Source organism: Paucibacter sp. DJ2R-2 (assembly GCF_025717675.1).
Lineage (GTDB): Bacteria > Pseudomonadota > Gammaproteobacteria > Burkholderiales > Burkholderiaceae_C > Paucibacter_A.
Map to the genome: position 1 here is coordinate 240,341 of NZ_JAJIRT010000002.1, position 24,764 is coordinate 265,104.

At 66.0% G+C, this 24,764-nt stretch carries 17 protein-coding genes; 10 read left to right on the top strand and 7 right to left on the bottom strand.

Features of this window, described 5'->3' with window-relative positions; all coding sequences use genetic code 11:
* Window positions 1–3: 3 nt before the first annotated feature.
* Window positions 4–1,149, bottom strand: a complete 1,146-nt coding sequence (locus tag LNV28_RS08255) for a hypothetical protein (protein WP_263518440.1) — start codon at window positions 1,147–1,149, stop codon at window positions 4–6.
* 277 nt (window positions 1,150–1,426) lie between these two features.
* Between LNV28_RS08255 and LNV28_RS08260 the strand changes: the two genes are divergently transcribed.
* The 4 genes from LNV28_RS08260 (at window position 1,427) to LNV28_RS08275 (ending at window position 9,157) form a co-directional block, all read left to right on the top strand.
* Entirely contained in the window at window positions 1,427–3,607 is a 2,181-nt protein-coding gene (locus LNV28_RS08260) for a prolyl oligopeptidase family serine peptidase (RefSeq protein WP_263518441.1), read from the top strand.
* A 51-nt stretch (window positions 3,608–3,658) separates the two neighbouring features.
* On the top strand, window positions 3,659–4,318 hold the full coding sequence (locus LNV28_RS08265; protein WP_263518443.1) for a hypothetical protein: 660 nt from the start codon (window positions 3,659–3,661) through the stop codon (window positions 4,316–4,318).
* A gap of 333 nt (window positions 4,319–4,651) precedes the next feature.
* On the top strand, window positions 4,652–6,796 hold the full coding sequence (locus LNV28_RS08270) for a pre-peptidase C-terminal domain-containing protein (protein WP_263518445.1): 2,145 nt from the start codon (window positions 4,652–4,654) through the stop codon (window positions 6,794–6,796).
* Window positions 6,797–6,883: 87 nt separating this feature from the next.
* The gene (locus LNV28_RS08275; RefSeq protein ID WP_263518447.1) at window positions 6,884–9,157 is read left to right on the top strand and encodes a tetratricopeptide repeat-containing sensor histidine kinase; all 2,274 of its coding nucleotides are present in this window, start codon (window positions 6,884–6,886) and stop codon (window positions 9,155–9,157) included.
* A 21-nt stretch (window positions 9,158–9,178) separates the two neighbouring features.
* Here LNV28_RS08275 and LNV28_RS08280 read toward each other — a convergent pair whose 3' ends face one another.
* From LNV28_RS08280 to LNV28_RS08290, 3 genes are all read right to left on the bottom strand, one after another.
* Window positions 9,179–9,808, bottom strand: coding sequence for a hypothetical protein (locus tag LNV28_RS08280; protein ID WP_263518448.1), 630 nt, complete (start codon window positions 9,806–9,808; stop codon window positions 9,179–9,181).
* A complete protein-coding gene (locus LNV28_RS08285) occupies window positions 9,801–11,150 on the bottom strand; it encodes a hypothetical protein (protein ID WP_263568789.1) in 1,350 nt (449 codons plus the stop codon). The genes LNV28_RS08280 and LNV28_RS08285 overlap by 8 nt, the downstream gene beginning before the upstream one ends.
* Before the next feature lie 88 nt (window positions 11,151–11,238).
* Window positions 11,239–12,279, bottom strand: coding sequence for a phospholipase C/P1 nuclease family protein (locus LNV28_RS08290; RefSeq protein ID WP_263518452.1), 1,041 nt, complete (start codon window positions 12,277–12,279; stop codon window positions 11,239–11,241).
* Between the two features lie 276 nt (window positions 12,280–12,555).
* Between LNV28_RS08290 and LNV28_RS08295 the strand changes: the two genes are divergently transcribed.
* Window positions 12,556–13,797, top strand: coding sequence for an alkaline phosphatase PhoX (locus LNV28_RS08295; protein WP_263518454.1), 1,242 nt, complete (start codon window positions 12,556–12,558; stop codon window positions 13,795–13,797).
* 330 nt (window positions 13,798–14,127) lie between these two features.
* Here LNV28_RS08295 and LNV28_RS08300 read toward each other — a convergent pair whose 3' ends face one another.
* The 3 genes from LNV28_RS08300 to LNV28_RS08305 all read right to left on the bottom strand — a co-directional run bounded on the left by LNV28_RS08300 (window position 14,128) and on the right by LNV28_RS08305 (window position 19,105).
* Window positions 14,128–18,132: a Kelch repeat-containing protein gene (locus LNV28_RS08300; protein ID WP_263518456.1), complete on the bottom strand. Its 4,005-nt coding sequence runs from the start codon at window positions 18,130–18,132 to the stop codon at window positions 14,128–14,130.
* 326 nt (window positions 18,133–18,458) lie between these two features.
* Window positions 18,459–18,623: an integrase core domain-containing protein gene (locus LNV28_RS25170; RefSeq protein ID WP_411969931.1), complete on the bottom strand. Its 165-nt coding sequence runs from the start codon at window positions 18,621–18,623 to the stop codon at window positions 18,459–18,461.
* Entirely contained in the window at window positions 18,602–19,105 is a 504-nt protein-coding gene (locus LNV28_RS08305; RefSeq protein WP_263518458.1) for a hypothetical protein, read from the bottom strand. The genes LNV28_RS25170 and LNV28_RS08305 overlap by 22 nt, the downstream gene beginning before the upstream one ends.
* Window positions 19,106–19,138: 33 nt before the next feature.
* On the opposite strand from LNV28_RS08305, the gene LNV28_RS08310 reads away from it, so the two are divergent.
* The 5 genes from LNV28_RS08310 (at window position 19,139) to gpmI (ending at window position 24,728) form a co-directional block, all read left to right on the top strand.
* Entirely contained in the window at window positions 19,139–19,447 is a 309-nt protein-coding gene (locus tag LNV28_RS08310; RefSeq protein ID WP_263518460.1) for a PhoX family protein, read from the top strand.
* 414 nt (window positions 19,448–19,861) lie between these two features.
* On the top strand, window positions 19,862–20,329 hold the full coding sequence (locus LNV28_RS08315; protein ID WP_263518793.1) for a YidB family protein: 468 nt from the start codon (window positions 19,862–19,864) through the stop codon (window positions 20,327–20,329).
* A 36-nt stretch (window positions 20,330–20,365) separates the two neighbouring features.
* The gene (locus LNV28_RS08320) at window positions 20,366–20,755 is read left to right on the top strand and encodes a DUF3597 domain-containing protein (RefSeq protein WP_263518462.1); all 390 of its coding nucleotides are present in this window, start codon (window positions 20,366–20,368) and stop codon (window positions 20,753–20,755) included.
* Window positions 20,756–21,473: 718 nt separating this feature from the next.
* Complete coding sequence (locus LNV28_RS08325; protein WP_263518464.1) at window positions 21,474–22,895, top strand: bifunctional enoyl-CoA hydratase/phosphate acetyltransferase; 1,422 nt, start codon at window positions 21,474–21,476, stop codon at window positions 22,893–22,895.
* Between the two features lie 183 nt (window positions 22,896–23,078).
* Window positions 23,079–24,728 (top strand): 2,3-bisphosphoglycerate-independent phosphoglycerate mutase, encoded by a 1,650-nt coding sequence (gene gpmI, locus LNV28_RS08330; RefSeq protein ID WP_263518466.1) that lies wholly within the window; start codon window positions 23,079–23,081, stop codon window positions 24,726–24,728.
* Window positions 24,729–24,764: the final 36 nt, after the last annotated feature.

The following is a 24,764-nucleotide window of genomic DNA, read 5'->3' on the forward strand; positions in this document are numbered from 1 at the left end:
GAATCATTGCGCCATCTCCTGGGCCACGACATCGATCATCTCGGCCATCAGTTCAAAAGACGGCGGGTCCACCACCTGGGTCAGGCGCGGCTCCACGCCCAGGCCGGTGGCCTGCACGGTCTTGACGAATCGAGCCGTGTCGGCGATGCGGAAACCGTACTCGACCGCAATGCCCTGCAGCTCTGCATCACTGGCCAGCAGCTCGCCCAAGGCCTTGGCCCGCTCATTCAGCGACACAAACACCACCTTGTTGACGATGGTGGGCTGCGGGTAGAGCAGCACCATGTCGGCGCTGACGCCCTTTTTGGCCAAGGCATGGCTGACGAGTTGGTTCTCGTAGATGAAGGCCAGCGGCGTCTTGCCCATGCCGATGGCCACGTAGTCGTCGAAGTTGCCGTTGACGTAGTTTTCCTGGTAGCCCTGGCGCTTGAACAGCTCGGCCAGCTTGAGGGCGGTGGCGCGGGCGGTCGGCCGGTCCGTCACCACATCGCCATTCAAGGCCTGGCTGGTCAGGGCCAGATACATGGCGCCGGAGTTGCTGCGCCGCAGGTCGGTGGTGGACACCAGCACGCTGCGGCTGACCTCGTAGGCGCCGGCGTCCTTGAGCTCCTTCCACTTTTTCTTGGCCAGCATGAGCTGGGTCAGCGCCGCCATGTCCAGGCCGTAGACCTTGGGCGACAGCGGTTTGGCCAGGCCGTTGGCGACCAGGATGCGCGCCACCGGCTCCCAGGAGGCGATCACCATCGGTGTATGGAAAGGTGCGACCTGGGCCACCGGCAGATTGGCCTTGCGGGCGGCGTCGACCACCTGGTTGGCGGCCACCACGCCGGAAGGGAAGAAGAAGTCGGGTGCGGTGTCGCGGCTGGCACCGTCGAGTTTGGCCGACATGTCACGGCTGCCGACCCGGGAGACGCTGACCGGCAGGCGTGCCGCAGCCAGACGCTGGATCACGCGAGGGTCCTTGAAGAAGGTCTCCACATCGAGCGCGATCAGGCCTTTGAGCTGCACCACGGCGGCCTGTTCGGCAGCCTCCAGCTGGGCTTGCGCCTCCTGCTTCTGCCCTCGCAGCGCCACGAACAGGCTGCCGCCAAAGGCTGCCGCCACCGCCACCGTGATCAATGCGCGCTTGCTCTTTGAGATCGCAGCCACAGGCCTCCCTTGCTGTTTGGATTGCGCGCAAATATAGACGCAAAGCGCCCTGCCGGAAGGCCGTCATGCCCCTGCCCTGCGGCGGCAAACCCGAAGGCGCCACACCCGCGTGCGATCAAGAACAGCTCGGGCAAACACCGAATCAAATATTTCGATTTAGCAGGCAGTCAAGGCTATATTTCTTTCGATCGCGAATTAAGGAAAGAATGTTTCCATCAATCGAAAGATTTTCCTTCGATATCTTTCAATAAGCCTTTTTCTTCCGACGATTTTCTCCATGCCAAACCATCCCACACCTCCTGCCTGTGCCCGCCCCTGGCTCCGCACCCTGTGGCTGGGCATCGCCCTGCTGACGGCGGCAGCCAGCGGCAGCAGCGTGGTCGCAGCACCCAAGAACAACAAAGCGACCGCCCCAGCGGCCCTGGACCCCTACCTCTGGCTGGAAGAGCTTCGCAGCCCGCGCGCCAGCGCCTGGGTGGCGGCACAAAACGCCCGAACCCAAGCCCCGAGGGCACAGGACCCCGCACATGAGGCCACCTACCGAAAGGTGCTGGACATCTTCAACACCCGGCAGCACATCCCCGAGGTGCAACAGCTGGGCGAGCACCTCTACAACTTCCACACAGATGCCGAGCACCCGCGCGGCCTGTGGCGCCGCACCCGGATGGAGGACTACCGGCACGCCGAACCCGACTGGGAGCCGGTGCTGGACCTGGACGCCCTGGCGGCGGCCGAGAACGAGCGCTGGAACTGGGGCGGACCGGTCTGTCGTGAGCCGGCCTTCGACCGCTGCTTGCTGACCCTGACCCGCGGTGGCGGCGACGCCACCGTGGTGCGCGAGTTCGACCTGCGCAGCAAACGCTTTGTCGAGGACCGAGGCTTCCAACTCAGCGAGGCCAAGCAAGGCATCAGCTGGCTGGATGCCGACACCCTGCTGCTGGCGCGTGCCGAAGGCGAAGCCGGCAGCACCCGCTCCGGCTACGCCCGCCAGGTCCGCCGCTGGAGCCGCGGCAGCGCGCCAGAGCAGGCACCGGTCGTGTTCGAGGGGCAAGCACAGGATCTGGGCGTTTCGGCCAGCGTCAGCCACACCCAGGGGCAGCGCTACGAGCTCTACCGCCGCATCCTCAGCTTCTACAAAACCGAGACTTGGCTGAAGCTGGACGGCCAGCTGCAGCGCCTGGCCATCCCCGACGATGCCGACATCGACTTCCTCGGCACGCAAGCCCTGGTGAGCCTGCGCAGCGCCTGGACGGTGGCGGGCAAGACCTGGCCCTCGGGCAGCCTGCTGGTGGCCGACTTGGCGGATCTGCAGGCCGGGCGGCCCGCGTTCAGCGTACTCTTCGAGCCCACGGCCAGCCGTTCGCTGAGCAGCTACACCGTGCTGCGCGATCACCTGATCGTCAACAGCATCGAGCATGTGCGCAACCGGGCGACCGAGTGGACACGCAGCGCCAGCGATGGACGCTGGCAGGCGCGCGAACTGAGCCTGCCCGGCCTGGGCAGCACCCGCTTCAGCGCCCTGGACGGCGAGCGCAGCAATGCCTACCTGATGCACTACAGCGACTTCCTGACCCCGCCCTCCCTGCTGCTGGGCGAAGGCGGCAGCGATGCGCGCGCGACGCTCAAAACCCTGCCGCCGCTGTTCGACGCCAGCGGCCTGGAGGCGCGTCAACACTTTGCCGTGTCCAAGGACGGCACGCGCGTGCCTTACTTCATCGTTCAGCGCAAAGACCTCAAGCTCGACGGCCGCAACCGCGTGCTGATGTACGGCTACGGCGGTTTCGAATCCAGCCAACGGCCCTTCTACTCGGCCAGCAATGGCAAGGCCTGGATGGAGGCCGGCGGTGTCTACGTTCTGGCCAATATCCGCGGCGGCGGCGAGTACGGCCCGGCCTGGCATGAGGCCGCCGTGCGCGGGCACCGTCAGCGCGCCTTCGACGACTTCATCGCAGTGGCCGAGGATCTGGTGCGACGCAAGATCACTTCGCCGCGACATTTGGGCATCGAGGGCTATAGCAATGGCGGCCTGCTGATGGGCGTGATGCTGACCCAGCGGCCCGATCTCTTCGGCGCGGTGCTCAGCCATGTGCCCCTGCTCGATATGCAGCGCTACAGCCAACTCTTTGCCGGCGCCTCTTGGCTGGAGGAATATGGCGACCCGAGCAAGCCCGAGGACTGGGCCTACCTGCGCCGCTACTCGCCCTACCACCAGCTCAAGAAAGGGCGGCACTACCCGGCGGTGCTGTTCAGCACCTCGACCCGCGACGACCGCGTGCACCCGGCCCACGCGCGCAAGATGGTGGCGCGCATGCACAGCCTGGGCATCCCCAAGGTCTGGCTGTTCGAGAACCCAGAAGGCGGCCATGCCGGCGCGGCCGGCGCCGAGCAGTTCGCCCGCATCGCCGCCATGGAGTACCGCTTCTTGTGGACTCAGCTGGGCGGGCCGCGACGTGACTGAAGGCAAGGCAGCTGCAGCGGGCCCAGGCAGCACCTGCCTGACAATGCCGCCATGCACCGGCCCCTGCCCGAACCCTCGCCATCGCCCCCGCATTCACACGCCCGAGCGCCCACGCTGCGGCGCTGGCTCGGTGGCCTGGCCGCCACAGCCAGCCTGGCGCTCTGTGCCGGCCTGGCGCTCTGGGTCTTCGGCCCCAAAGGTCTGCAGGTGGACCAGGTGGCCAAGACCTGGCAGCTGGAAATCGAGGTCGAACGCCGCACCCTGGAGACTGGCAGCGGCTGGTGTGATGAGCTGCCCGAAACCGCCCAGGTGCTGAGCCGCCGCTGGCTGGACAGTGACCCCAGCGGCCAGCGCAGCGGCGCCGTCGAACATTGCCATTACCGCTCGCCGCAGTGGCGCACCAGCTATGTGGCGCAAAGCCAGGGCCAAGCGCCGGCGGCAGCAGTGTGGCCGCAGCCTGTGCTGCGACCCGGCGACCCGGAACGCCAGGGCTTGGGCGAAGAACGCCTGGGCAAGCGCCAGAGTTTTTACGAGCTGCAGCTCCAAGCCAGCGACGGCCGCGCCTGGAGCTGCCGGCAGAGTCTGGCCGACTGGCAGGGCCGGCCCGCGCAAGCCCGCTACCGCGTGCAGGTGGACCGCTACGGCGTCGCCGACTGTGCCAGCCTGCCACCGGCTGCGCCCCCTGCCCGAGGTCCTGGCGCCGAACGCTGAGCCCCTGCCTCATTTTTCAGCAAAGCAGAAACAAGCTTTTGCAATCAATAGCTTGAGCGCGTCGCCCGCCGTTTGCGCACCTACTTATCCACAGAAGGCGGGGACAACGCGGCCCGCTGAAGGCACCCCCAGGGCAAAGCTGCAAGGCCCTCAAGGCGTGGCGCAGTGCAGTGCGGTGTGGGGCCCAGGCGCGATCGGGCCTGTCAGACCTTACACATGGCGGCGGCCGAGCGAAGCGGCCATGATCGCCCGGGCCGGAAGCAGCACCATCGACCCGCATCGCGCCGGCCCGGTCACCACTTCCACGCACCTGTCGCAACCGTGAGGACTCCCATGCAACACAGCACCGCAGCGCTCCTGTTGAGCGCACTCGCCGTTCTGAGCCCGGCTCAGGCGGCGCCCCAAGACTCCGAATCTGCACTCGCGGCCAAGGTCGGCCCGGCTGCCGCGGCGCGGCCGCTGACCGTGGCACGCGCCTGGGCCGCCGACATTCGCCTGGACGCCGGCAGCATGCTGGCCCACAACCAGGGCGAGCGCCGCATGGAGCGGCGCATCCAGCGCGCCGGTGCCGATTTCATCAAGCTGCACTTCGCCGAATTCCAGCTGCCGGCCGGCGCCTATGTGCTGGTGGCCTCTGGCGACGGCCGCGAAGTTCATCGCTATGAGGCCAAACCGGAGTCGCTGAACAACCGCACCTTTGATCGCAGCCTGGGCGAAGATGGCTTGCGCCAGTTCGCCGCCCTGTCGGTCTTCGGTGACAGCGCCACTCTGACCCTCGTGCTGCCGGCCGGCGTGCAGTGGAGCGCCAAGCATGCCCTGCATGTGGACAGTTACCACGCCGGTCAGATCGACGCAGAAACCTCGCCGCCTGCAGCCGGGGGTGGTCAGACACCGCTTTCGGTCTGCGGCGGCGACGAGCGCCGTGACCCGGTCTGCCTCGCCAGCAGCCATGCCAGCGCCGTGGATCGCAGCCGCCCGGTGGCTCGCCTGCTGATGGCCGGCAGCGGCCTGTGCACCGGCTGGCGGGTCGGCGCCGACAACCGCATGTTCACCAACAACCACTGCCTGTCGACCCAGACCACGCTGGCCAACACCGAAATCTGGTTCAACTACGAAAAAACCAGCTGTGGCGGCAGCACCCTGGCCCCTGTGACCAAGGTGACCGGCCAGACCCTGCTCAAGACCGACGCCACCCTCGACTATTCCTTGTTCACGATCAATGATTTCGCCAAGGTATCCGGCTTCGGCTACCTCGGTCTGGACCCGCGAGCCGCGGTCAAGGGTGAGCCCATCTTCATCGCCCAGCATGGCGGCGGCAAGCCCAAACAGCTTGCGGTCACCAGCGACCAGAATGGCGGCGCGGCCTGCCAAATCGACAATGCCTCGGTATCCGGTGGCGCCGCTGGTACCGATGTCGCCTACTACTGCGACACCGAAGGCGGCTCCTCGGGCTCGCCGGTGATCGCCGCCGGCAGCCGCAAGGTACTGGCCCTGCACCACTTCGGCGGTTGCACCAACCAGGGCGTGCAGATCAGCAAGATCTGGCCCCAGGTGGCCAGCCACTTCAACAACCAGGTGCCAGGCGGCGATGACGGCAACAGCGGCAACCGCCCGCCCGTGGCCGAGTTCAGCAGCAGCTGCAACGGCTTGGTCTGCAGCTTCAACGGCAGCGCCTCCAGCGACAGTGACGGCCGCATCGCACGCCACGACTGGCAGTTCGGTGACGGCCGCACAGCCAGCGGCGCCCAGGTCAGCAACAGCTATTTGCAAGCCGGGCGCTACACCGCCACCCTGACGGTCACCGACGACCGCGGTGCCAGCGGCAACAAGAGCCAGGAACTGGTGCTCAGCAGCGCCACGCCGCTTGAGTTGCAGTCCGGCGTGCCGGCCAACAATCTCGGTGCAGCCAAAGACCAGACCTTGAGCTACTTCATCAAGACCACACAGCCGGGCACCCAGGTCCTGGTTGGCATCAATGGCGGCACTGGCAGCAGCGGCAATGCCGACCTCTACGTGCGCGCCGGCGCTGAACCGACCAGCACCCAGTACGACTGCCGCCCCGCGCTGGCCGGCAACACCGAAAACTGCACCCTGCTTCTGGCCAACCCCGGCACGGCCTACATCAAGCTGGTGGCCAGCAGCGCCTTCAGCGGCGTCAATTTGCTGGCCAGCTTGCAAGTCGGCAACAACGGCTATCCCAAGACCGGTCTGGCCGCCAGCAAGGGCAACTGGCTGCGCTACGTCTACACCGTGCCGGCAGGTCGCAGCTCAGTGACCTTCACGACCAGCGGCGGCAGCGGCGATGCCGATCTCTACCTGCGCCGCGCCGAGGCCCCGGACACCAGCAACTACCAATGCCGCTCGAACGGCAGCACCAACAAGGAGACTTGTACGCTGACGGTCAGCGCCGGAGAGGCCATCCACATCGGTCTGCGTGCCTACGGCAGCTTCTCGGGGATGACGCTGGATCTCAAATAGACGCACAAGATGCGGCGGCCACCTCGTCTTGCGTGCAGGTGGCAGTCCGAACGCTCTGGCGCGGACTGGCTTATGCTTCCAGGCGCCATGGAACTGTTCATCGACGAGGCTCGCTACCAAGCCCTGCTGAGCAAGGTCGGGCAAGGCGCGGCTTCGATCGAAGAACGGCTGGCGCTGTGCTGGCATCAGCGGCAGCGCGAGCCTGCCGCCGCTCAGCAAATGGCCCGAGCCCTGCTGGAGCAGCCGCATCTGCTGGATGCATCGGGCCTTGCCCGCCTGGCCCTGGTGCGGGCCGAGCAGGCCCTGCTGGCGATCCGGGCCGAGCCGGCCGCCATGGCTTTGCAAGAGGCGCGCGAGGGCTTTGAGCTGGCAGCCGACGTGGAGGGCCTCGCCGACTGCGCCTGGTTGCAAGCGCTGCAGGCCGTGCTCGAGGGACGCCAGGCTCAGGCTTACCCCTTTCTGGACGAGGTCCGCGAGCGGGCTGGCGCTGCGTCGCTGCGCTGGCTGGCCGCGGGGCTGTGGCAGGACCTGCTGCGTACCTTCGCCGACCCGGTGGCCGGGCGGACGCGCGGCGCCCCGAGCGACGACGAGATTGCCGCGCTGCCACTGGGCGCCAAAGCCTGGGCCCATGAGCTGCGCGGCACACTGGCCGCCCAACGCAGCGACTACGGCCGAGCGGCAGCTGAACGCCTGCTGGCCTGCGAGTACGCCCTGGCTTCGGGCCAGGTGCACCGCGCCGTGGTGGCCATCCACAACGCGGCCGATGCCCTGAACAATCTCGGGGCCTACGAGCAGTCTTTGCACTGGATGGAACGCGCCCTGGCCTTGGTGCGCGAGCGCGCCTGGCCACAGCTGATGGGCTACAGCCTGGGCCAGTTGGGCGACACCTTGCGGCGACTGGGTCGGCTGGATGCGGCCCAGGAGGCTGTGCAGGAAGCCCTGGCCTTGCTGTCGAACTCGCCGACATCGCGTACTTTTGCGATCGCGCTGAAGTGCTGGGGCGATCTCTCGCTGGACCGTGCCGAGCCCGCCGCGGCGCTGGCTGCCTTCGAGCAGCTGGGGCACCACCCGCAAGCCCAGACGCAGCCCGATCTGGCCATCTTTGCCTTGCGCGGCCAGGCTCAAGCCCTGTCCCTGCTGGACCGGCCCGAGCAGGCCCTGGCCTGCGCCCTGCGGGCCCTGGAGCGCGCCACCGCCAGCGGCCATGCCTACCGCCAGATTGAAGCCTTGCGCGCACTGGCCAGCCTCCACACACGCCACCCTGTGCTGCCGCGCCCGCCAGGCAGCACGGCGCCCAACGCCGCCCTGCACCACCTGCTGCAAGCTCAGGCCCTGGCCCAGACCCTGCCCGGCTTTGAAACCCCGAGCGAGCTCTCGGAAGCGCTGGCCGACGCCTGGGCTGCGGCCGGCGATATGGCACAGGCCTTCCAGCTCTCACGCGCCGCCAACGCCGCGCGACAGCGCAGCCAGACCGAGCTGGCCAACCAGCGTGTGCTGGCCATGCAAGCCCTGCACCAGACCGACAAGGCCCGCGCAGAAGCGGCCGAACAGGCCCGCCGCGCCGACACCCTGGTGCGCGAGATGGCGCAGCGCGTGCAGCAAGGCAAGTTGCAGGCCCTGGGGCAGCTGGTGGCCGGTGTCGCCCATGAGCTCAACACCCCGATCGGCAACAGCCTGATGGCGGCCAGCCACTGGCAGGCGCGCAACGAAGCGTTGGGCCAGGCTGTTCAGGCGCAAGCCCTGCGGCGCAGCGCCCTGGACGACTACCTGCTGCACGCCCGCCAGTCGGCCGAGCTTCTGGCCCGCAATCTGAGCCGGGCCGCCAGCTTGGTCGAACAGTTCAAGCAGATCGCGGTGGACTCCACCACCGAGAAGCGGCGCCACATCAGCCTGCGCCCGCTGTGCGAAGCGGCCCTGCACACCTGCCAGCACGAGGCCTTGCAAGAACAAGGGCTCAAACTCGAACTGGAGATCCAAGTCGATGCTGGACTGGAGCTCGACAGCGACCCGGTGGCCCTGCAACAGCTGCTGGCCGAGCTCTGCCACAACGCCCGGCTGCACGCCTTCGCGGGCCGCAGCGAAGGCCGGCTGCGCCTGCTGGCCGAACCACTGCCCGGCGGCACCGGCTTGCGCCTGAGCCTGAGCGACGACGGCTGCGGCATCGCCGAGGCCGACCTGGGCCGCATCTTCGAGCCCTTCTTCAGCACCCGCTTCGGCCAGGGCCGCAGCGGCCTGGGCCTGCATGTCTGCCACAACCTGGCCTTGGCCCGGCTGGGCGGCAGCCTGAGCGTGCAAAGCACCCCCGGCCTGGGCACTTGCTTCGTCTTGGAGCTGGGCGAGATCCAGCGGGAAGCGGGTTGACGGCGCTGAGACGCTCGGCACTTAGGGCTTCGCGCCTTCAAGCCGTTTCAGGGTCAATTCGCGTTGGGCCTTGAGGCGTCGGATCTTCTCCTCCGCTACCGCCAGTTGCTCGGCGGACACACCCTGCGCGCGACCGAGGGCCAGCCAGTGTTCAAGCTTGGGCAGCTCGGCGTTCGCAGCTTCAACGAAAGCCTGCTGAACGGCGCGGTGCTCGTCCAACTCTCGACGCAGATGGCCCTCGTGATCGCTGAGCTGCCAGGCCGGGGTTTGAGCTTCCGGCGCGGGGCGGTGCAGGGGTGGTGTGCGCGGATCGCCATTCACGCGCGCGTCAGCCATGCTCCAGTGGGCAGGCTGCAGTGCATCGGAGGCCACAGGCGAAGGAAGTGCTGCTGGCGTAGCCGGTGGCACCGGCACCTGTGCTGCTGCTGAGGCCGAAGCAAGCGCGGGCTGCGGATGCGGCGCAGAAGCCGCCGGCGCCTGGCGCGACACCCGCGCGACCTCGGCCGGTGGCGCCTGCTCGGGCTGCATGGACAAGCCGGCGAGCACCAGTGCCGCGACCAGGGCGCTGGCCAGTAGCAGAGAACTGCTTGCGCCGCCCTGTTGGCTCGACCCAAACGGCGCGACCTGCGAGCGGGCCCTAGGATCAGTCATGTGAATGCCCATGGCCCTGCTGCGCGTCGGGCCAGGCCAGCACCGCAGCGGTCCACGACTCAGGCCAGCCGCGCCGGCCGTCGCCCCAGCGAATATCCGCATCCTGCAGCCACTGGACCTGGGCCTGCGCCCAGCCCTCGCGCATGCGGTCCAGGGTCAGGGCCAAGCGCGACTGGTAGCGAACGGTTTCGCTACTCAAGGGATGCACGCCCATGCTGCGTGCACTCAGCTGCACCCACTCCCGACCGACGCTGTCCACGCCCGGTGGGCGCACGCCCAAGGGCGGCTCGCCAGGCTGCGCCGCCATCAACAAACTGAGCGACCAGCGCTCACGCGCATTCTGCTTTGCCTCTGAATCGTCCAGGCGCCAATGCACGGGCTCCAGCTGCCAGCCCGCCACCGGCGCCTCAGCCAGGGCGCTGAGCTGTGCCGGCGCTTGCAGGGCCCGCAAACGCGCCTCGATCTGCTGGGCGCAAAGCGCCGTCGCGCATCGGCCGCGCCAGCCCTGCAGCGACTCGATGCGAGCGAAGTCATCGCTGTGGGCGCGGTAATAAGCCTCGATGTCCACGTCCGTGAGGGTGGCGCTGAGCTCGGCCCAGCCCTCGCGCGGGCCATGCGGATCACCATCCAGACCACGGAGCCGCACCCAAGCCGCGCGCTGCAGTCGCGCCTGCAGCCCACCACGCAGCGCCGCCACATCCTGGGCTTGCCAGCCGGGCTGGCTGGGCAGCCAACGGTCGGCGAAGCGCGCTTGCAGCAGTTCGTCGCCAGCCGCTTGCACGGGGCGCCAATCGCCGTCCAGCACCGCGGTGCGCGACTGCACATTCATGCGCCCCCAGAGTTCGCTCAAGGACAAGGAAGTGCAAGCAGAGTGAACGCATTGCCGCAGCACGGGTAGCCGGGCCGCCAGACGCTGTTGCGCCGGCGACAAGCGGTCATCGAGGCGAAATGCCGGCGTTGCGGCGAGAAACGCGCGGTGCGTCGCCCCCGGCTTGACGGCCTGCCAGCCCAGGCGCTTGCGTTCCGCAGCCCAGGCTTGCGAGAAAGCGGGCCCGCTCAGCTGTGTGAGCAGATGGATCCAGAGCCGCTCGACCTCGATCTCAAGCGGATAGGCCACATGCCGAGCCGGGAACAAGCGCTCGGCCGAAATGCCCTGTGCGACTTGGCGCCCCACCACCCAATCCCGCAGCCATTGCTGCGCCACCCGCTCGCAGGGCAGATCGGGCTCCTGGCGCTGCGCGAGCTGGCACAAGGCCGCCTGTGCATGGGCCGACAGCGTCACTCCCTCAACCACCACATCAGCCAGCGGCGCCGAAGCCACTGCAGCCGCTCGAGCACTCACAGAAACGTGCAAGACTGTCCACAGCCCAAAGACCAAAGCCAGCCCAGTCCGGCACCGGCCTCGCCAGCCGCGTCGCTCGCCCATGGGCTCAGAAACGCTCGGCGGCGCGGTTCAAGAGATGCACCACCATGGCAATGGCATGGGGCACCACCACGCGACCGACGGTCTTGCGGTCCTTGTGGTCGGTGCTGCTGAGCACGATACCGCCGCGTGCGTAAGACAGCGCGCCACCTTGACGCAGCAGCGGGCGGATGTCCGTCGCCGTCGGCGCCAGCGGCGTGAAGCTGCCCAAGGCCTCCGTCACCAGCGCGTCTTCGCTCAGACGCTCCTGGTCGTAATAGTCCTTGACCCAGGTCTCCCAGCCGGTGTGATTGCGTGCCGAAGTGGTCCAGGTGTGGTGCGGCTGGAGCAGGTCGGTGGTGTGCATCACAAAGCCCAAGCTCTGCACCGTCGGCTTGGCCAGAAACTGGCTCCACCAGTATTGGCCGAGGTTGTCGATGGGCTGGAAGGGCATTTTCTCAAAGTCCGCGTACATCGCCGGCGTCGAAGTGCTGCCCTGGCGGTAGTTGCGTTCGGTGATGCCGTAGGTGTTGTACTTGCTGCCGTCGCTGAACCAACCCTTCATGCCGCCCCGACCGTCGTCCAAGTGATCACCCACCAGCCAGGTCGCGGCGAGGTCGTCAATGTCGCCTTTGACGGTCAGCTTGGCATAGTTGTAGCCACCGAAGGGGTTGCCATGCACGTCCGGGCCTTGCGTGTGATTCTGGAAATGCCAATACGAGGTGTAGTTGACGATGCCTTTGCCCAAACCCCAGACCGGAGCCAACTGGCAATCACCGGTGACTGCGCCGCAGATATAGGTGTCGGCGAAGTCGTCCACGTCGTAGGCACCTTGGCCCAGCTGTTGAGCAAACTGTTCGACCGTATAGCCAGCCTTGACCAGGCCCGCTTGCAGCTTGACGAAATTGGTGCTGCTCGGGTTGCGCTGCATATACGCCACGGCATCCATGGCGATGCGTTTGTGCGTTTCCTGCGCGAAGGCATTGGCTTGGTTGGCCAACACGCAGCACATACCTGCAATCAACAGAGCCTTCATATGCGACGACACCGAGGAAATCAAAACCTTCATGCTCGCCCGCATTCATGACGTCGTGATGAAGGGATCAGCAAGCTAAAGCCACTGCGTTCGAGAGCAGGCCATGCGCAGTTTCTGGGCCAAATCGCGTCGCACTGATGGATTTCCCATCTGGACCTCCGTAACGATGAATGACCGACAACCACTGTGCATAACCATTGGTTTGCACTGCATGAAATTTTCTCTCGCTTACGCGACTGTCATCGTCAGCAGGAATACTTCTTTGCGGCATCGGTTCGTTGCCAATATCCAACTAGAAGGAGACTTTCGATGAGTGAGACCGCTGTAAATACCGCCTCGTCCCTGGAAATTCGCCGAGACTTCCTAAGGCGCAGCCTGATCGGCGCAGGCCTGGTGTCCGTGGGGTCCTCGAGCGCCTGGGCCCAGAGCCTGCCGGCCGTTCCCGCCAATCCGCAAGGGTCCGAAGGCCTGCAGACCATCGCCTCACTGGCGGCGCTTGGGCCGCTGCAGGCACCTGACGCCAATGGACTGCGCCTGCCCTCAGGCTTCAGCTCGCGGGTGATCGCACGCAGCGGGCAGAAGGTGGCATCGACCGGCTACACCTGGCACAGCACACCGGACGGCGGCGCCTGTCTGGCCAGTGGCGACGGCGGCTGGATCTATCTGTCCAATTGCGAGCTCGATGGTGGCAAAGGCGGCGTCTCGGCGATTCGATTCAACTCCACGGGCGGCATCACCAGCGCTTACTCCATCTGCAGTGGCACCAGCCGCAACTGTGTCGGCGGCATGAGCCCCTGGAAAACCTGGCTCAGCTGCGAGGAAGTCGACCGCGGTCGCGTGGTGGAGTGCGACCCTTTCGGCCAGAAGGCGCCGGTGGTGCGCAATGCCTTGGGCTGGTTCGACCATGAGGCACTGACCTTCGACACGACGACCGGTTTCATCTACCTGACCGAGGACAAGAGCGACGGACGCTTCTACCGCTTCCGCCCAACGCGGGCGAACGACCTGAGCTCGGGCACGCTGGAAGTGGCCCGGCGCGTCGGCTCGGCCGCGCCCTACTCGCTGCAGTGGCTGAGCGTTCCCACACCCAACCCCAGCAGTTCGGGCACGCGCACGCGCAAGCAGGTGAGCTCCAGTTCCAGCTTCAATGGTGGCGAAGGCTGCTGGTTCCACAAGGGCGTCGTGTACTTCACGACCAAGGGCGACAACCGGGTATGGGCCTATGAAACCGCAGCCAACCGGTTGAGCATCCTCTACGACGACAACACGGCCAGCAACCCGGTGCTGACCGGAGTGGACAACGTCATAGTCTCGGCCCTGGGCGATGTCTATGTAGCAGAGGACGGCGGCGACATGCAGATCTGCGTGATCCGACCGAGCGGCGAGGTGGCGCCTATTGTCAAGCTGGAGGGCCACAACGCCAGCGAAATGACCGGCATCGCCTTCAGCCCCGATGGCAGCCGCCTTTACTTCAGCTCTCAGCGCGGCACGACGGGCAGCGGCGCCAACGGCGTGAGCTTTGAGGTGCGAGGCCCCTTCCTGGGCATTTGAGGCTTGCGGGGCGGTACCCGCCCCGCTGCCTGCAGGACGCGCGAGCATCCACATCAAGCAATCACTGAACTGCCGTCATGGCAGCGCTCGAAGCACTTGCATCGAAAGATGGCCTCGGCCGCTCTTGCAACGTGTTCTGGAAGCAGCACGTCTGGGCGAGTGTCAAGCCCGTCCCGAACTGCAGTTGCAAGTCAGCGACGGCAGCCCAAACACCGTGACGCCTAGCCCAGCGCTGACCTGCTCCCACACAAACACGCATAAAAAAGGCCCGGTTCCTTCCGGAACCGGGCCCTCGGCTGAATCCGCTGAACGTCAGTGGCGCCGCACAACTCAGGGTGCGCGGGTGGTTGCCTTGAACGGCACCAGGTAACCACCGATGTTGAGCGTGGCCGTGGTCGTGGTCAGCGGCGAGACACTGCTGCGCACACGCACGCGAACCGACTGGCCCTTGCTCACGGTACCGGGTGCGTTGGTGAAGGCGGCGCCGGCGATGCTGTACTCACCATTCTCCACACTGATTGGGGCAGCGGTGTTGATGCCCCAGATACCGGCCGACGACGAAGACACCCAGGTGTCCGCGGTAACGTTGGTCGCTTCGGTGAAGGCAAAAGCGTCCGGCACGGCATCCTCAGCCACGGTGGTGACGTCGAAGTTGCCCGTGACGCCACCGATGGTGACCACTGCGCGCTTGGTCGCCAGGAAAGCACTGCTGCTGGTGACGCGGACACGGATGCCCTGACCATTCAGCACGGTACCCGGGGCGCTGGTAAAGGCGCCACCGCTGATGCTGTACTCACCGCCTTCAATGCTGATCGGGGTCGGTGCGTTGATGCCATTGACCGTGCGGGTCGAGGACACCACAGCGGTGTTGGTCAGCACACCCGAGATGGTGTCGAAGGAGAAAGCCGTCGGCACACGGTCGGCCGCGGCGGTGGTGACATCAAAGCGGGTGCTGAAGCTGCCCACATTCAGGGTCACGCTCTGGCTGGCCAGGTAGTCCGGGCCGGTGGTCAGGCGCACACGCACGGACTGGCCGTTGCTGATGGTGCCCGGAGCCGAAGTGAAGGCGCCGCCGGCGATGCTGTATTCACCACCGACCACGCTGATCGGCGTGGCGGTGTTGATGCCACCCACCACCTTGCTTTCCGAGACCACCAACGTGCCAGGCAAGGCCGTGGTGTTAGCCAGGAAGGCGAAGGCTGTCGGCGTGGTGTCAGGCGCCGCGGTCGTGACGGTGAAGCTGCCACTCACGCCGCCCACATTCAGGCTGACCGTGCTGGAGGTGGAATGCTGGCTGCTGCTGGTCACGCGCACACGCACAGACTGCGCATTGTTGACCGTGCCAGGTGCGCTGGTGAAGGCGGCGCCATTGATGCTGTACTCACCACCCGAGACGCTGATCGGCGTCGGGGCATTGACACCGGTGACAACCACAACCGGCGAGGTGATCCAGACACCCAGGTCCACATTGTTCAGGCTGGCGAAGCTGAAAGCCGCGGGGGTGGTGTCCACGCCCGAAGTGGTCACAGCGAAGCTGGCCGACACGCCACCGATGTTCAGCACGGTGGTGGTGGTTGCGCCGTAGCTGGAGCTGCTCAGCTGACGCACACGCACGGTCTGGCCCGACAGCACCGTGCCGGGTGCGCTGGTGAAGGCGCCGCCGTTGATGTTGTACTCACCACCGGTGACGCTGATCGCGGCCGGGCCGTTGATGCCGCGCACGATCACGCCCGCCGAAGCGGTCTGGGTCGACAGCGCGGCACCGGTCACCGCGGGGAAGGCAAACGCGTCCGGCGCGGTGTCCAGATTGGACGTGGTGACGTTGAACACGGCGTTGACCGTGCCGATGGTCAGCGTGGCGCTGGTCGTCTCGCCATAGCCCGCCGCACTGTTGACACGCACGCGCAGGGTCTGACCCTTGGCAACCGTTCCCGGCGCCGAGGTGTAAGGCGCGCCGGCGATGCTGTACTCACCACCCACGATGCTGATCGGCGTTGCGGTGTTGACACCCCAGACACCGATGCTGTTCGAGATGATTTGCGTGTTCAGCGCCGCGCTGGCCACCGGCGTGAAGGCGAAGGCGTCAGGGGTGACGTCTTCGGCCATGGTGGTCACGTTGAAGGGGACGCTGAGCGTGCCCACCGTCACCACGGCCGTCTTGGTGCTGCCGAAGCTGGTGCTGGACAGCAGGCGCATGCGCACACCCTGACCGTTGGTCACAGTGCCGGCTGCGCTGGTGAAGGCGCCGCCGCTGATGCTGTACTCACCGCCCACCACCGAGATCGGCGTCGGGCCGGTGACGGTGATGGTGGCCGTGCCCGAAGACACCAGGGTGTTCAGGGCTGCGTTCGCCTCCGGATTGAAGACGAAAGGCTTAACGTCGCCGCTGGCGGCCACGGTCGTGGTGTTGAAGCTGGCCGAGAAGCCGCCCACCACCACGGTGACGCCGCGGGTGGTCGAGTTGGCATTGGCGCTCATGACACGAACGCGCAGCACCTGACCGGCCAGCACCGTGCCGGGGGCGCTGGTGAAGGCGCCACCGTCGAGGCTGTATTCGCCGCCGCTGACCTGGATCGGGGCTGCGGCATCGATGCCGGCGATGGTCGCCGGCGCAGACACCACCCAGCTGTTCAGGGCCACATTGGCGGCGCTGGCGAAGCTGAAGGCATCGGGTGTGACGTCCTTGTCCGTCACCACCACATTGATCGACTTCTGCGCGCTTTCGCCGCGGTCATCGGTCACGGTCAACAGCACGGTGTAGGTGCCGGCTGCGGCGTAGCGGTGGCTGGCCGTGGCGCCTTCGGCGCCGGTGCCATCACCGAAGTTCCAAACGTAGGACACGATGGAACCGTCAATGTCGCGGCTGGTCGAGGCGTCGAATGCAAACGTGGTGTTCAGCGAACCCGTGGCCGGAGACACGCTGAACGCAGCCTGGGGTGCCTGATTGACCGTGCTGTCGGAATCCGCCAAGCTCAGGTGCCAGATGCTGCCCTGGATGGACTGGCCGGGCTCGCGGCCACCGTAAAGCACGGACACCTTGGCGATCGGGTCATAGGACAGCATCGCGATGTAGCGGGACGGCGGCGACACGGCCGGGGTCACTTCAGTCCAAACGTTCTTGGCGTAATCGTAGATCCAGGTGTCCGCCAGGAGTTCGGCGGTCGTGGGCACGGTGGCGTAGAAGTCGCGCACCGAGGTACCGCCGTTCATCACCACCACACCATGCTCCTTGTCGAAGGACATCTGGTGGCCCATGCGAGCCGGCGGGCTCACGGGGGTGATCATCTGCGTCCAAGTGTTGGTGGAGAGCTTGTAAGCCCAGGTATCACCCAGCGGACCCTTGCCACCCGGGCAACGGGTGTCGGAGCCGTCGCAACGGCCGCCGTACAGAATGAAAACATCGTTGACCGAGTCGTAGACCAGGCCGGAACTGATTTCATTGCGCTTGTAGGGGCCGACTTCGGCATTCGGCTTCTTCAGCGCCCAGGTCTTGGTGCGGGCGTCCAGCACCCAGGTTTCATTCAGCGACACGCCGTTGATGGAGCCGCCGAACATGACGATGGCCTTGTCAGCCGTCGAATAGGCCGCCGCCGGGGTGTTCGAGCCATAGCCCACATGGGGTGTCGGGCCGGTGTAGCCGTAATGGGCCAGCTGCAGCGCCGCCCACTTGCGTGTGACGGGCGAGTAGTACCAGGAACCTCCATCGGTCCAGACCTTGATCTGGTAGGTCGAGCCCGGGGCCAGGCCGTAGACCGGGCTGGACAGGGTCAGGGTCTTGGTGATGGAGTCGTAGGACTGCACATAGGCCTTGCCGTAGCCGGTGGCCACAGTCCAGTCCTTGAAGTAGTCCGAGGTCACATCGCTGGGCAGCGAGGAGTCCACCACGGTTGTCGTGTTGGTGCCGGCCTGTGCCGTGCGCACCGTGGCACGAGTGCCGGTGCACTTGTAGCCGCCACCGGAGAGCGACCAGTACAGGTGGTTGTAGTCGTCGTAGATGGTGACCTGGGTGTCACGGCCATCCGGGCCGGAGAAGCCGAAGGTACCCGGGCAATGGTCCGTGGGGTTCTCGATGGCGGTCCACTGGTCGGCCACGGTGTCGTACTGCCAGATGTCAGCCACAAAGCCCGAGGCACTGCCTCCGAACAGCATGAGTTTGCCATTCAGGGAGTCGAAGTCCATGGTCGTCCAGGCGCGCGGGCCCGGGCTGGTCGCGGAGCGGAAGGGCTCCAGCTGCGCCTTTTTGGTCCAGGTGGCAACCAAATTGCCGGCCCAGCTGCCGCTGGCGGCCAGTCCAAGCGCCAACAGCGTGATCGTGGACCTTGATCGTGTGTACATGTGCAGTCCCTTGAGATGTAGCAAAGCCCGGAAAACCGGGCAACTTAAGAAGCGTACGTCATCCGCCATTTCTTGACCGCCCCCTTAATCAGGGGGAACCCGTGAGAAAAGCCTCGCCCGCCCCCCCTTCCCCCCTGTCTAGGTGGCCAGCTCTGTAGGATGGCGTCAGCTCACCTGTCAAGTCGGCAATCGACTACCGAAATCTGCGACGGTGCTTAACCTTGGCAGAAACTGCTCGGGAGGCAGTCCGCCCTGTGCTTCGTGAGGTCGCTGCTCCATGTAGTTGCGCAGCCAGTCGTCGCTATGTGCCCGACCTGCTCGATGCCCTAAAACACGTAGGCATCCAAGACCTCGTGCCGGTTGGTCCGGTTGAATCTCTCGATACGGGCGTTCTGGCTGGGCCCACCAGGCTCTATGTGATTGAGCTTGGTATCTTTGGCCGCTGCACGGTCAATGAAGTCGTGGCTTGTCATCTCTGAGCCATTGCCCATACGGGGCTGCCCGGTGCGCCATACCAGTCGATCAAGCGATTCAGGGCTCGAATCAGCCGAGCCGATGGAATCGCAATGCCGACCTCGATGCACAGCGCCTCGCGGTTGGCGCCGTCAATCACCTTGATCCTGCGGAATCTACGACCGACGAAGAGCAGGTCGTGCATGAAGTCCCGCGCCCAGCCTTGGTTGACCACCGCGCCCGCATGCAGCAGCACGGGATCACACTTCGAGGTTCGCTTCTGAGTCCACCTGGGAATGTTGAGGCCCAACTGGCAATTCATCCGCCACACGCGCTTATGGTTCCAGCACCGCTTGCTCAGGCGCAGCCGATCAAAGCACGTCCAGGAACCACTGCGCGAGCTGACTTCAACGATGGCATTCAGCGCGTCGATCACTTCAGCATCACTGGCCACCGCCGGCTCGACCGGCTTGGGGTCCGAAGCCCTGGACAAGCCCATGATCCCCAAAACCTTGATCACCGCCTATGGGCCTATGAAACCGCAGCCAATCGGTTGAGCATCTTCTACGAGGACAACACGGCCAGCAACCCGGTGCTGACCGGAGTGGACAAGGTCATTGTCTCGACTCTGGGAGATGTCTATGTGGCAGAGGACGGCTGCGACATGCAGATCTGCGTGATCCGACCGAGCGGCGAGGTGGCGCCTATTGTCAAGCTGGAGGGCCACAAGGCCAGCGCAATGACCGGCATCGCCTTCAGCCCCGATGGCAGCCGCCTTTACTTCAGCTCTCAGCGCGGCACGACGGGCAGCGGCGCCAAAGGCGTGAGCTTTGAGGTGCGAGGCCCCTTCCTGGGCATTTGAGGCTTGCGGGGCGGTACCCGCCCCGCTGCCTGCAGGACGCGCGAGCATCCTCATCAAGCAGGCACTGAACTGCCGTCATGGCAGCACACGGAACGGCAGACGCACCACATCAGCAATCCGTCAGCAGCCCAGACCGGGCCGCTTGCCTGTTTTCGCAGCAACCCAAGTTTCCGCCTTTGCAATCAAGCACTTGCTGGGCCCGCCCGCAGCTTGCTCACGGACTTGTCCACAGGCGCTGGGGACAGATGCCAAGGCCTTCGCTACACATGGGCCCGGTCCCAAAGCAGGCCCGGTTCCTTTCAGAACCGCCCCCTCGATAAGGCTTCAAAACGCAGATGAAGTGGGCCATGCTGGCTGTCACACAAGAGCGCCACACTCGCCACGACTTCGCACTGCCAACTTGGCACTTCTCAACTGAAGGGAGATTTCATGAGCTTGCTGGATTCACTGCTGGGCGCCGTCAGCAACAACGGGGCGCAAGACGGAGGCGGCCTTTCCGCGCTGATCGGCATGGTCAGCGCCAGACCCGAGCTGCTGCAGATGGCGGCCAGCTTGCTGGGCAATGACGGCAGCGCGGGCGGGCTCGACGGCCTGTCGGACAAGTTCCGCGCGGCGGGCCTGGGCGATGTCATTGCCTCCTGGATAGGCAGCGGCCAGAACCAGCCCATCAGCGCCGATCAGCTGCAGCAAGTGCTGGGCAGCGATGCGATAGCAGGCATGGCGGGCAAGCTGGGACTGGAACCGGCGGACATGGCCGGCCAGTTGTCCAGCATCCTGCCGGGCCTGGTGGACCGGCTCACTCCGGGCGGCCAGCAGCCCTCGGGCGGCCTTGGCAATGCCGGCGATCTGATGGGCGCATTCGGCTCCCTGTTGCAACGCTGAGCACGCAAGCACAAAGCAAAGCAAAGGAAAAACACCATGGGAATGTTCAGCACGATTTTGGCCAAGCTCGGTTTTGGCGCCGACAAGGTAGAGGCCGCGATACCCACGGCCACAGCAGCAGCCACGCCCGTCCAGGAAGCAGCGGCCCCTACTGTGCAAGCCATCAGCGAGGTCGATGTGGTGGCCAAGCTCGCGGCCCTGGCCTCGGCCCATGCCGAGAAGCTCAACTGGAAAGTGTCCATCGTGGATTTGATGAAGCTTCTGGGCCTGGACAGCAGCCTTGCCGCTCGCAAGGAACTGGCCAAGGAACTGGGCTGCCCGGCGGACAAGATGGAGGAGTCGGCGCAGATGAATATGTGGCTGCACAAGACCGTGCTGCAAAAGCTGGCCCAGAACGGCGGCAACATCCCGGCAGAGCTGCTCTGAGTTCGGCACAAGGCGCCGCCTTGTACGCTCATGCGCAAACCGGCAGAAGCCCGAGCCCGACGCCCCGGCCTTCTGCTTTTTGGGCTCTGTCTTGGTGAGCGTGGCCAGGCGGCCTACTTCCGCGCCGGCGGCAAGTCAGCCCCGCTGCCCACCCGCAGCGACCCTAGCCCGACTGTGGCACGAGGTCGGCCCTGTTTGATCTCCAGCACCGACGAACCTCAAGCTCAGCCTCCCCGAGCACCCATCCACTTTGGATGCAAGGCCTGAGCGGACACGGCCACTTCCCGCATGCCAAGGCCGTCCCTTCATCTCGCGCAGTTGCTTCGGGGCCGCCGGGATTTGATCCAACGCAAGCTCGCATCGCGGCAGGCCGCAGCTTCACGCCACTGTCATCCGTAGCGACGAAGGTCTAGCCCGGATGTTTCACGAGGGACGAGGGAGTTGCGGGAATCCAGGCCGCAGCCAATGGCGCTGAGACAGCCGCAGCCGATGCCCCGAGGCATCGGCGAGGAGTTGAAGCGTCAGGGGCAAGGTCTGGGCCGCGCAAGCCCGCGTAGGCCCTGTATCCAAAAGGGATAGGACGTCGAAGCGAGAGAACGTCGTGCTCATCGCTGCTGCGGCCCAGCCGGGGCCGACCTCGTGAAATATCCGGGCTAGGGCCACGCCTTGCGCTGAACGGCCCGGCCGTGCAGCACTTCAAAGCAACACAGGAGTCTCCATGAGCACCCCAGGTGAACTGATCACAAACCACGTCTTCGACGAACTCCAGCCCGGGCTGCGCGCCAGCTTGCGGCGCGTCATCCGCATGGAAGACATCCAGGCCTTCGCGCTGGTGTCTGGCGACGTCAACCCCGCGCATGTGGACACGGCCTACGCGGACGCCAGCCGTTTCCGCGGTGTGATCGCCCACGGCATGTTCGCAGGCGCGCTGATTTCCAGCTTGCTGGGCACCGAGTTTCCCGGCCCCGGCACGATCTACATCGGCCAGAGCCTGCACTTCCACCGGCCGGTGCGGCTGGGCGATGCACTGGACGTGGAAGTCGTGGTGATGGACTGCGACGCCGAGACCCACAACGTTCGCCTGGACTGCACGGTCAAGAACCAGCATGGCGAGCTGGTGGTCAGCGGCGAGGCCCTGGTGCGCGCGCCCACCAGCAAGCTGGCCCTGCCCCGCGTGAGCTTGCCGGAGCTGCACCTGTTCGCCCCCCAGGCCCGCCTGTTGCACTGGCTGGCCAGTCTGCAGTTGCGCCAGGCACTGCGCTGTGCCGTCGTTCACCCCTGCGATGAGGAGTCGCTCAAGGGCGCGCTCGATGCCGGCAAGCACGGTCTGATCGTCCCGGTGCTGGTCGGCCCGGCCGGGCGCATTCGCGCCACGGCAGCGCAGGCAGGCCTCTCGCTGGAAGGCCTGGAACTGCACGACTGCGCCCACAGCCATGCGGCTGCAGAAGTCGCCACCGCCATGGCTGCGGCGGGGGACGTCGCCATGTTGATGAAGGGCAGCCTGCACACCGACGAGCTGATCTCTGCCGTGCTGGCCGAGCCGCGCTTGCGCACCGGCCGGCGGCTCTCCCATGTCTTCCGCTTCGAGGTGCCCAGCTATGCCAAGCCCTTGCTGGTGACCGATGCGGCCATCAACATCCGGCCCAGCCTGGAAGACAAGGCCGACATCGCCCGCAATGCCATCGAGCTGGCCCATGCACTGGGCGTGACCCAGCCGCGCGTGGCCTTGCTCGCCGCCGTCGAAACGGTCACGCCCCGGCTCAGTTCCACCCTGGACGCGGCCGCCTTGTGCAAGATGGCCGACCGCGGCCAGATCCGGGGCGCCCTGCTCGACGGCCCATTGGCCTTCGACAACGCCATTTCCAGCGAAGCGGCCGAGATCAAGGGCATCCAATCGAAGGTCGCCGGCCAGGCCGACATCCTGCTCGTGCCCGACCTGGAGTCCGGCAATATGCTGGCCAAGCAGCTGGAATATCTGGCCGGCGCATCGAGCTGCGGCGTGGTCCTCGGCGCCCAGGTGCCGATCGCGCTGACCAGCCGGGCGGACAAGGCCTTGTCACGCGTAGCCTCGGCCGCCCTCGCTTGGCTGATGGCCGAGAAAGGGTCTCAACCAGCAGCCGGCAGCGAGGCCGGCCGATAAGCGCAGCATCGGTGAGTTGCAGGCTCCGTCCTCGCGGGCGCCGCTGCGCAAGACAAGCACCCAGGCACTGTCTGCTGCGATGCAGATGATCAGCACGCACAATACCGACCAAGACAGGCATCGCTGCCGCGGTGTGAACGCGCCAACCGGGTGCTCAACCCACTTTCTCTTGAGATCATCGACATGCTGCAGAAGAACCAAGCTCTCTCCCAAGCTGCCGCCGCCATCGGCCCGGTGGTGGTGGTCGTGATGGACGGCTACGGCCTCTCGAAAACGGACGCCGGCAGTGCCATCGCCGCCGCCAAGAAACCGACCCTGGACACGCTGTTCGCGCAGCACCCGAACATCCGCCTGCGCGCCCATGGCACGGCCGTGGGCATGCCGTCTGACGAAGACATGGGCAACTCCGAAGTCGGCCACAACGCACTGGGCGCCGGCCAGGTCTATGCCCAGGGCGCAGCCCTGGTGGCCGACTCGATCGCCTCGGGCGAGATCTGGAAGGGCCAGGCATGGAAGGACATCGTCGCGGCCGGCAAGACCGGCCGCCTGCACTGCGTCGGACTGCTGTCCGACGGCAATGTGCACAGCCATATCGACCACCTCAAGGCCCTGGTGCAACAAGCCAAGGCTGAGGGCATTGCCACCGTGCGCATCCACGCCTTGATCGACGGCCGCGACGTGCCCGAGACCAGCGCGCTGGACTACGTCGTGCCCTTCGAGGCCTTTCTGGCCGAGCTGAGCCGCGACGGTTTCGACGCCCGCATCGCCTCCGGCGGCGGCCGCCAGTCCATCACCATGGACCGTTATGACGCCAACTGGCCCATGGTCGAACGCGGTTGGAAGACCCATGTGCTGGGCCAAGGCCCGCAGTTCGCCAATGCCACCGCCGCCATCGAAGGGCTGCGCCAGCAGCACCCAGGCGTGATCGACCAAGACCTGCCCGAGTTCGTCATCGCCGAGAACGGCCAGGCCATCGGCAGCATCGAAGACGGCGATGCAGTGGTGCTGTTCAACTTCCGCGGCGACCGAGCCATCGAGATCACCCGCGCGTTTGAAGAGGGCGCGGCCTTCGACAAATTCGACCGCGTGCGTGCGCCCAAAGTCACCTACGCCGGCATGCTGCAGTACGACGGCGACCTGAAGCTGCCGGCGCGCTTTCTGGTGGCGCCACCGGCCATCCGCAACACCTCGGGTGAATGGTTCAGCAAGCTCGGTGTGACGCAGTTCGCCTGCTCGGAAACCCAGAAGTTCGGCCATGTGACCTACTTCTGGAACGGCAACCGCTCCAGCAAGTTCGACGGCGAAACTTATCTCGAAGTGCCCAGCGATGTTGTGCCCTTCGAGCAGCGCCCGTGGATGAAATCGGCTGAGATCACCGACGCGATGATCGCCGCGCTGCAAAGCGGCCAGCACAAGATCCTGCGCTGCAATTTCGCCAACGGCGATATGGTGGGCCACACCGGCAACTTCCGTGCGGCGACCATGTCCATCGAAGCGGTCGATCTGGCGCTGAGCCGCCTGCTCAAGGCCGTGGACGCCGCTGGCGGCGTGGCCCTGATCACCGCCGACCATGGCAATGCGGATGAGATGGTCGAGTTGGACAAAAAGAGTGGCCAGCCTTCGCTGAACAAGGACGGCAGCTTCAAAGCCAAGACCGCCCACACGCTGAACCCGGTGCCGCTGATCCTGTACCACCGCATCCCTGGCCTGACCCTGGGCCTGAAGCAAACCGCCACCGCCGGCCTGTCCAATATCGCCGCCACCACGGCCGCGCTGCTGGGCTATGACAAGCACACCGATTGGGATGAGAGCTTGTTGACCGTGGGCGGCTGAGGCTGGACGGCTGCGGGGAGCCGCCCCGCGGGTCGG